The following is a 7,618-nucleotide window of genomic DNA, read 5'->3' on the forward strand; positions in this document are numbered from 1 at the left end:
CTCAGCGCAGCAGCGCCGCCAGCACCGGCGCAAGCCCCGCACCACCGGCCACGGCGGCAGCGCCGGCGCCCCACGCCACGGTGCGTGGGCGGTACGGCAACAGCAGCGCCACCGGCAACGCACCGGCCGACAGGAAGCCCAGCCAGGCGACCGTCCCGACCGTCGGGCCCCAGGCCATCACGCAGGGCACGATGGCCGCTGCCAGCAGCACCATGCCGATCACGCGCAAGCCCGTGCGCCGACGCGCGGGCACTTCACGTCCGCGCGTCAGCTGCTCGTGGTGCCGGTCCATGGCAAAGCTCAGGCACGACATGCCCGCATACGCCAGCGCAAGGCCAAGCAACGAAGCCCATGCCGTCGTCATCGCGCCGCCTTCCGCAGCAGATGGCGCAGCGCACCCAGCGCCGCAAGCCCGAAAGCCACGGCGCCCAGTTCGACGCCGAGGCTTTCCCAATCGCTGCGCGACAGCTGCGCCAGCAGGTGATCGCCCGTGGTCACGAAGTTGAGCACCGGCAGCAGCAGGCACAGCGCGGCCAGCGCACCGAGCTGCTCGCGCCACGCGCGCGCCGGCTGCCGCACGAAGGCGTGCACCAGCGCCAGCGCCCACAGCGCGAAGAAGACCTGCAGTTCGCGGTCCGCGCGGTGCCCGATGCCGACCGGCACCAGCCGGTTGGCCCACAAGTAGCCCACGCAGGCGATGGCGAGGCCGGCGATGGCCGCGACGTTCAGCGCCTCGATCAGCCGGTAGACCCGCGCCGTCGCGCCACCGAACTCGCCCAGGTGTTTTTGCCGGCGCTTCACGATGAACAGCACGGCGCCCGAGCCCATCATCGCGGTGCCCGCGAGGCCACATAAAAAGTAGAGCCACTTCATCGGCCAGCCGCCGAAGGTGACCATGTGCAGCCCGCCCATGGCCGACTGCGCGAGCATGGCGGCCCCTCCGTCCGCGGCGCCCGGCAGGCGCACGCGCTGCACCTCGCCGGTGGCGGCCGAGAACTGCACCATGCCGGTGGTGGCGCTGAGCCGGCGCGCGGATTCGTCGTCGCCGTTCCATCCGTACACGCCGATGCGCGCGCCCGCGTCGCCCGGGTGGTCGATGACGACCGCGCGCACCGGCTGGCCCATGCGTTCCTGGCCGCGTGCCGCGAACGGTTCGAGCACGGGCACGGGCATCGCGCGGCCGGTGGCGGCGGGCTTGTCGCTGTCGCCCAGCTCGGAGACGAAACGCACCTGCGCCTGCGGGCCGGTGCCGTAGTGCAAGACCTTGGGGGCCGGCATGAAGCTGGTGCCAGAGATCACGAGGCCGGTGTAGGCGATCATGAACTGGAAGGGCAAGGTCAGCACCGCCACGGCGTTGTGCGCGTCGAGCCAGCTGCGCTGGCCTTTCTTGGGACGGAAGGTGAAGAAGTCCTTGAAGATGCGCTTGTGCGTGATGACGCCCGACACCAGCGCCACCAGCATCGCCATCGCGGCGATCCCGACGATCCACAGGCCGACGGTGCCGGCGTGCAGCTCGTAGTGGAAGTCGACGAAGTGGTGCCCGCCGAGCGTGGCGCGCGCCGCGTGGCCGCCGTCTTCCTTCAACGGCTTGCCGGTGGCGGGGTCGAGCGCGACGCCCGCGTACTGGCGGTTGGCGTCGAACCAGAACACGCGCAGCTCGCCGCCGCCTTGCGCATCCGAAGGCCACAGCTCCCACATCGAGGCGCCCGGGTGGTGCTCGGCCATGTAGGCCATGCCCCAGGCCAGGCGCTGCGCGCGGTCGGCCGTGGGCTCGCCCTTCCTGGCTGCCGCGGCGGCCTCCTCGGCGTGGTGCTCCGGCGTCATCCAATGGGTGATGGGCTCGTCGAACACGGCCAGCGTGCCGGTGAGGAACACCGCGAACAGCAGCCACGAGAACCACAGGCCGCACCAGGTGTGCAGCCAGGCCTGGGCCTGGCGAAAGCCCCCTTGCGACGGCGCCTTGGCTTTCTTCGTGCTCATGCCCCGCCTCCCGCGCCGCGCAAGGCCAGGCCGAGCCCGGCCAGCACCACGGCCGGCAGCAGCAGGCCGGCCCACGCACGCGGCAGCGACACGGGCGCGAACGCCCAGATCACGGCGACGGTGTAGACCGCGAAGCTGAACTGCATGCCCCCGAGCGCGGCCTCGGCGGGGCCGGCCGGCAGCACGGCGGCCAGGAAGACGGCGGCGGCCGAGGCCAGCGCGTAGCCGCCGAACACGGCGGCCGCGACGCGGGACAGCAGCCGCAGGGCGGGAGAAAAGGAGGAGGTGCGGGTGTTCATCGGGGACCGGAAAACGGGGCGCGGACATGCGCCCCTCCCCTACATGACAAACGAGAACGAAAAAAGGGTCATGCCCCCCCGCTCTTTCCCGGTCAGAACGCGTAGCTCAGCGTCGCCACCGCGTTGCGCGGCGTGCCGAAGTAGGCCTGCCCGTCGATGTTGCTGTAGTACTTCTTGTCGAACAGGTTCTCGATGTTCAGCTGCAGCGCCAGCTTGGGCGTGAAGGCGTAGCGCGCCATCAGGCTCACGACCGCGCGCGAGCCCTGCTGGTAGCGCAGGTCGACATCGCCCACGCTGTACGCGTAGTAGGTGCGGTTCTGCCAGTTGACGCCGCCGCCCAGCGTGAGCCGGTGCCACGCGCCGGGCAGCCGGTAGGTGGTGAACAGCGTGGCCTGCGTGGTCGGTATGGCGGTGTTGATGCGGTTGCCGTTGCCTTCGCGGCCCAGCGTGCGCGCGATGCCCGCGTTCAGCTGCCAGCCCGGGGCCAGTTCGCCCGACACCTGCAGCTCGATGCCCTTGCTGGTCACGCCGCGTGCGCCGTAGTAGGCGCCTTCGCTCGAGTTGGGCACGAGCTTCGTGCCGTCGCGCTGCGCCACGTTCTCCTGCTCGGCGCGGAAGACGGCGATGGAGGTGTTGAGCTTGCCGTTCAGGTGCTCGCCCTTGAGGCCGATCTCGTAGCTCTTGCCGGTCACCGGGTCGAGGTACGCGCCGCCGGCGTCGCGGTAGTTCTGCGGCTGGAAGATGTCGGTGTAGCTCGCGTACACCGAGTAGTTCTCGCTCAGGTCGTACACCAGGCCCGCGTAGGGCGTGAACACCTCGTGCTTGCGCGTGGCCGGGGCGTCGGCGGTCAGGCGCGTGGAGCGCCAGCTGTTCTGGCGCCCGCCCACGATGAGCTTGAGCGAATCGGCCAGCGACAGGCGCGCGGCGCCGTAGGTGCCGGTCTGGCGCGTCTTGGTGATGGCCGAGACCTTCAACGGGTCCCAGCCCGGCTCGGGGTACGACGCGGCGTTCCAGTCGTAGAAGTTGCCGGTGTCGGGCAACGCGCTGGTGCGCGGATGGTTCGCCTCCACGTAGCGCGACTGGCTGTTGCTGACGCCCACCACGAGTTCGTGCGTGCGGCCCAGCAACTTGAACGGGCCGGTGGCCTGCAGGTCGAGGCTGTTCTGGCGGAACTGGTGCTCGAAGTAGCCGGGCAGCGAGCCCAGGCCGGTGCCGGTGAGACGGTCGAGGTCGCCGTACAGGTACAGCAGCTTGGCGTTCTGCTTGCTCTGCCGGTGCGAGCCGTTGGCCTTGAGCTTCCAGCCGTTGTCGAACTGGTGCGTGAGGTTCGCGAAGGCGGTGGTGGTGGTCGTGTCCCAGTGGGTCCACGGCGTGCCGACGGTCTTGGAGCGGTCCCAGCGCGTGGCTGTGCCGTCGCTGAAGGTCAGCGGCAGGCCGCCCCAGGTCGACGAGGTGGGCCGCGTGGCCTGCGACTCGATGCCCACGCTCAGCGTGGTGCTGGGCGTGAGGTCGGCATCGACCACGCCGTACAGCACGTGCTTGCGGCCGTGGTACATGTCGATGAAGGAGTCGCGGTCTTCCGTCATGCCGATGAGGCGGGCGCGCACGCGACCGTCTTTCGTCACCGGCGTCTGCAGGTCGACCGTGCCGCGGCGCAGGTTCCACGAGCCCAGCGCGAGCGATGCGTTGCCGGCGAACACCTTGCTGTCGGCGTGCTTGCGCACCAGGTTCACCGAGGCCGAGGGGTTGCCCGCGCCCGTGAGCAGCCCGGTCGAGCCGCGCACGACCTCGATGCGGTCGTACAGCACCGGGTCGTTGGTGGAGGCCCCGAAGAAGTCGGTGGTGACGGTGGTCGGCACGCCGTCGTACTGGTAGTTGTCGATGTAGAAGCCGCGCGCGTACAGGTCGGTGCGGTCGCTGTCGGAGCTCACCGAGAACACGCCGGGCACGCTCTGCATGGCCTGGCCGAGCGACAGCAGGTTCTGGTCGTCGATCTGCTGGCGCGTGATGACGGTGACCGACTGCGGCGTCTCGCGCGGCGACAGTGCCAGCCCGGTGGCCGCCGCCGTGGCGCGCGTGGTGTAGGCGCCGGTGCCTTCGGTGGTTCCGCTGCGGTCGGCCTCGGCCGTGACGGTGACGGGGGCGAGCGTGTCGATGCCGCCCTGCCTCGCAACGGGTGTGCCGGCCTCGCGGCGGTGCAGCGTGTAGCTGCCGTCGGTGCGCGCCACCACCTGCAGGCCGCTGCCCGCGAGCAGGCGCTCGATGGCTTCGCGCGCGGTGTAGCGGCCCGACACCGCGGGGCTGCTGCGCCCCTGCGTGAGTGCGGGGTCGAACGACAGCGCGATGCCGTTGCCCGCCGCGAAGGCGGCGAGCGTGCGGCCCAGCGGACCGGCGGGGATGTCGTAGGCGCGGGACGCGGCGTCGAGCGAGGACGGCGACGCCTGCGCGAAGGCCGGCCCTCCCGCGCCGGCCAGGCCGCCGAGGGCGAGCGCCACCAGGGCATGGCGAAGGACGGTGTTCAGGCAGCGCTCTGCGAACGGGCGCAAGGCGGACGGGCGGGATGCGGACATGGAGACGGGCCTTTCGGTTGGGCAACGGTGGGTTCTTCACCCTCCTTGCCAGCCGAAACGAAAAAAAGTCTCACCCCCGGATCGAAATATTTTTCGAAGCGCCCGTCGCGCGCTCTTCGGGTGCCGCACGCGGCACCAGCGTGACCCAGTAGCCGCGCAGGCGCGTGGCCGCATCCACCGGGTAGGTCGACACCAGCATGCGCAGCACGCCGTCGGTGTCGGCCAGCGGAAAGGCGCCCGAGACGCGCAGCTCGGCCACCGCCGCATCGCACTGCAGCAGGCCGGGGCGGTAGCGCGACAGCTCGGCGGCGAAGTCGGCCAGCCGCATGCCGTCGGCCAGCAGCATGCCCTGCGTCCACGCCAGCACCGAGGCGTCCGCCGGACGGAAGTCGTCGATGCCGTCGGCGGTGAAGCGGGCCTGCTGCCCCGCCGGCAGCACGCGCGCGGCGGCGCGCTCGGGCGTGATGCGCACCGCGCCTTCGAGCACGGCGATGTGGGTGGCGCCGCCCGCCTCCTTGCGCACGCTGAAGCGCGTGCCCAGGGCCTCCAGCGTGCCGCCGGCGCTGGCCACGCGGAACGGGCGGTGCGCGGCGGCGGGGTCGGGCGCGGTGGCGATGAAGATCTCGCCCGCCTGCAGCACCACGCGGCGCTGCGTGCCGTCGAAGTGCACATCGACGGCGCTGGCGGTGTTGAGCGTGAGGCGGCTGCCGTCGGCCAGCCGCAGTTCGCGGCGCTCGCCGGTGGCGGTGCGGTGCCCGGCCATCCAGCCGCGTTCCCCCGCCATCTCGACCGCCTGCCAGCCGAGCCAGCCGGCGGGCACGGCCGCCAGCAGCGCGGCCAGCCGGCCGAGGGTGGCGCGGCGGTTGTTCGCGTTGCCGCGCGCGGGCCGCGCGAGCGAAGACATCGCCAGCGCCGGCGGCAGGCCGCCGAGCTTGTTCATCAGCTGCTCGGCGCGCGCCCAGGCGCGTGCGTGGTCGGGATCGCTCTGGCGCCAGCGCTCGCAGGCGCGGCGGTCTTCGTCGGTGACGGCGCTGTCGTGCAGCCGCATCAGCCATTCGGCGGCTTCGTCGAGCACGCGAGGCGCAAGTGCTGACGTTTCGAAATTCATCGCGCTCATGCCATCACCGCCAGGCAGCCCCGGAAGCCCTGCTGCATGTAGCGCTTGACCGTGACCAGCGACACGCCCAGCTCGCGCGCGATGTCCTCGTACTTCATGCCGTCCAGCTGCGACAGCAGGAAGGCGCGGCGCGCGAGCGGCTTGAGGGCGTCGAGCATGGCGTCGATCTCGTGCAGCGTCTGCAAAATCACCAGCCGCTGTTCGGGCGACGGCGCCTCGGGCTCGGGCATCACGGCCAGCGCCTCGAGGTAGGCCCGCTCCAGCGCCTGACGCTGGTACCAGTTCACGAGGATGTTCTTGGCCACGCTCGTGAGGTAGGCGCGCGGCTGCACGATGACCTCGGGGTTGCGCGCCGTCAGCAGCCGCGCGAAGGTGTCCTGCGCCAGGTCGGCCGCGTCGCACGAATTGCCGAGCTTCTTGCGCAGCCACGACTGCAGCCAGCCGTGGTGGTCGCTGTAGAGGGTGTGGACTTGCTGGAAGGCGGCTTCGGCAGCGGACATGGCGGGCGGCACGGCGGCGGGGGCTCCGCCTACAAATAAGAATTATTCTCATTTTAAGCAAAAAGACCGCAGTACCGCCCTGCCCGTCCTGTCCGCACTGCGGACAGCGTGGCTCAGGCCGGCCGGGCCGCCGCGAGCGCCACCGCGTCCGCGCCCGCCGGATAGCGCAGCGTTGCCCCCGTGTCGTTCGCGGCGCGCCAGACGGCCTCGGCCACGTCGGCTGCCGTGGTCACGGCCGTAGGATTCCCTAGCGCCGCGAAGACGCCATGCGCCAGCGGCGCGTAGTCCGGCGGGATCAGGCCCTGCATGCGCTGCGCGCCGTTCTCGGTGAACCGCGTGCCGGGCCCGTAGCCCGGCTCGACGAGCTTCACGCGCACGTCGAACGCCGCCAGCTCGAACGCGAGCGAGGCGGTGAAGCCCTCGATCGCCGTCTTGCTCGCGGTGTACGCGGCCACCAGCGGCATCGGCGCGAGCGTGACGCTCGAGGTGACGTTGACCAGCACCCCCGAGCGTCGCGCCCGGAACTGCGGCAGCACGGCCTGCGCCATGGCCATCATGCCGAAGGTGTTGGTCTCGAACACCTCGCGCACGGTGATCATGGGCGTGGCCTCGAAGGCGCCGAAGAGACCGACGCCGGCGTTGTTCACGAGCACGTCGATCGGGCCCGCGTTCTCGATGGCGGCGGCGATGCTGTCGGGCTGCGTCACGTCGAGCGGCAGCACGCGCAGGTTCGGCGCGTCGGGAAAGAGGTCGTCGCGCGGCGTGCGCATGGTGGCGACGACGCGCCAGCCCTGGGCGTGGAAGTGGCGCGCGGTGGCCAGGCCGTAGCCGGAGGAGCAGCCGGTGATCAGTGCGGTTTTCAATGGGGTTCCTTGGTGGTGGGTGATGAAGAGCCCCAACGATAGGGATGACCGACCGGACTTGCTACCATCGAAAGTCGCCATTTTTTTTTGCAGGAGTCCAGCCATGGCCGATCCCCTGGCCGAGGTCATCGCGCTGCTTCGCCCGCGTGCCGTGTATTCCAAGGTGATCGCGGGCGCCGGCGCCTGGGCCGTGCGCTACACGGCCTTCGGCCAGCCCAGCTTCTGCACGATGCTCGAGGGCGAGTGCGTCCTGGCGGTCGACGGCCCCCCCCCCCGGGCGCTGGGCGCC

At 71.1% G+C, this 7,618-nt stretch carries 8 protein-coding genes; 1 reads left to right on the plus strand and 7 read right to left on the minus strand.

Annotated elements, in window-relative coordinates; genetic code table 11:
* Position 1: 1 nt before the first annotated feature.
* The 7 genes from AC07Y4_RS02545 to AC07Y4_RS02575 form a co-directional block, all read right to left on the minus strand.
* A complete protein-coding gene (locus AC07Y4_RS02545; RefSeq protein WP_495274153.1) occupies positions 2-364 on the minus strand; it encodes a DUF3325 domain-containing protein in 363 nt (120 codons plus the stop codon).
* Positions 361-1,980: a PepSY-associated TM helix domain-containing protein gene (locus tag AC07Y4_RS02550; RefSeq protein WP_495274154.1), complete on the minus strand. Its 1,620-nt coding sequence runs from the start codon at positions 1,978-1,980 to the stop codon at positions 361-363. Before AC07Y4_RS02550 ends, AC07Y4_RS02545 begins: the two co-directional genes overlap by 4 nt.
* The gene (locus tag AC07Y4_RS02555) at positions 1,977-2,279 is read right to left on the minus strand and encodes a DUF3649 domain-containing protein (protein WP_095948980.1); all 303 of its coding nucleotides are present in this window, start codon (positions 2,277-2,279) and stop codon (positions 1,977-1,979) included. Before AC07Y4_RS02555 ends, AC07Y4_RS02550 begins: the two co-directional genes overlap by 4 nt.
* A 92-nt stretch (positions 2,280-2,371) precedes the next feature.
* The gene (gene fhuE / locus AC07Y4_RS02560) at positions 2,372-4,849 is read right to left on the minus strand and encodes a ferric-rhodotorulic acid/ferric-coprogen receptor FhuE (RefSeq protein ID WP_495274155.1); all 2,478 of its coding nucleotides are present in this window, start codon (positions 4,847-4,849) and stop codon (positions 2,372-2,374) included.
* A gap of 70 nt (positions 4,850-4,919) precedes the next feature.
* Complete coding sequence (locus tag AC07Y4_RS02565; protein ID WP_495274156.1) at positions 4,920-5,966, minus strand: FecR domain-containing protein; 1,047 nt, start codon at positions 5,964-5,966, stop codon at positions 4,920-4,922.
* Positions 5,963-6,466 carry a sigma-70 family RNA polymerase sigma factor gene (locus AC07Y4_RS02570; protein ID WP_070062515.1) on the minus strand — a complete coding sequence of 168 codons (504 nt, stop codon included), beginning with the start codon at positions 6,464-6,466 and terminating at the stop codon, positions 5,963-5,965. Before AC07Y4_RS02570 ends, AC07Y4_RS02565 begins: the two co-directional genes overlap by 4 nt.
* Positions 6,467-6,579: 113 nt before the next feature.
* Positions 6,580-7,329 carry an SDR family oxidoreductase gene (locus AC07Y4_RS02575; RefSeq protein ID WP_495274157.1) on the minus strand — a complete coding sequence of 250 codons (750 nt, stop codon included), beginning with the start codon at positions 7,327-7,329 and terminating at the stop codon, positions 6,580-6,582.
* 103 nt (positions 7,330-7,432) lie between these two features.
* Between AC07Y4_RS02575 and AC07Y4_RS02580 the strand changes: the two genes are divergently transcribed.
* Positions 7,433-7,618, plus strand: a 186-nt coding sequence (locus tag AC07Y4_RS02580) for a cupin domain-containing protein (RefSeq protein ID WP_495274158.1), incomplete at its 3' end; no start/stop codon positions are given.

It is taken from the genome of Variovorax sp. GW460-12-1-14-LB1 (assembly GCF_059423605.1).

Excerpts from the sequence above, each read along its gene's own strand:
- AC07Y4_RS02545 (WP_495274153.1), bottom strand. The coding sequence starts at position 364 with ATGACGACGGCATGGGCTTCGTTGCTTGGCCTTGCGCTGGCGTATGCG.
- AC07Y4_RS02550 (WP_495274154.1), bottom strand. The coding sequence starts at position 1,980 with ATGAGCACGAAGAAAGCCAAGGCGCCGTCGCAAGGGGGCTTTCGCCAG.
- AC07Y4_RS02555 (WP_095948980.1), bottom strand. The coding sequence starts at position 2,279 with ATGAACACCCGCACCTCCTCCTTTTCTCCCGCCCTGCGGCTGCTGTCC.
- fhuE (WP_495274155.1), bottom strand. The coding sequence starts at position 4,849 with ATGTCCGCATCCCGCCCGTCCGCCTTGCGCCCGTTCGCAGAGCGCTGC.
- AC07Y4_RS02565 (WP_495274156.1), bottom strand. The coding sequence starts at position 5,966 with ATGAGCGCGATGAATTTCGAAACGTCAGCACTTGCGCCTCGCGTGCTC.
- AC07Y4_RS02570 (WP_070062515.1), bottom strand. The coding sequence starts at position 6,466 with ATGTCCGCTGCCGAAGCCGCCTTCCAGCAAGTCCACACCCTCTACAGC.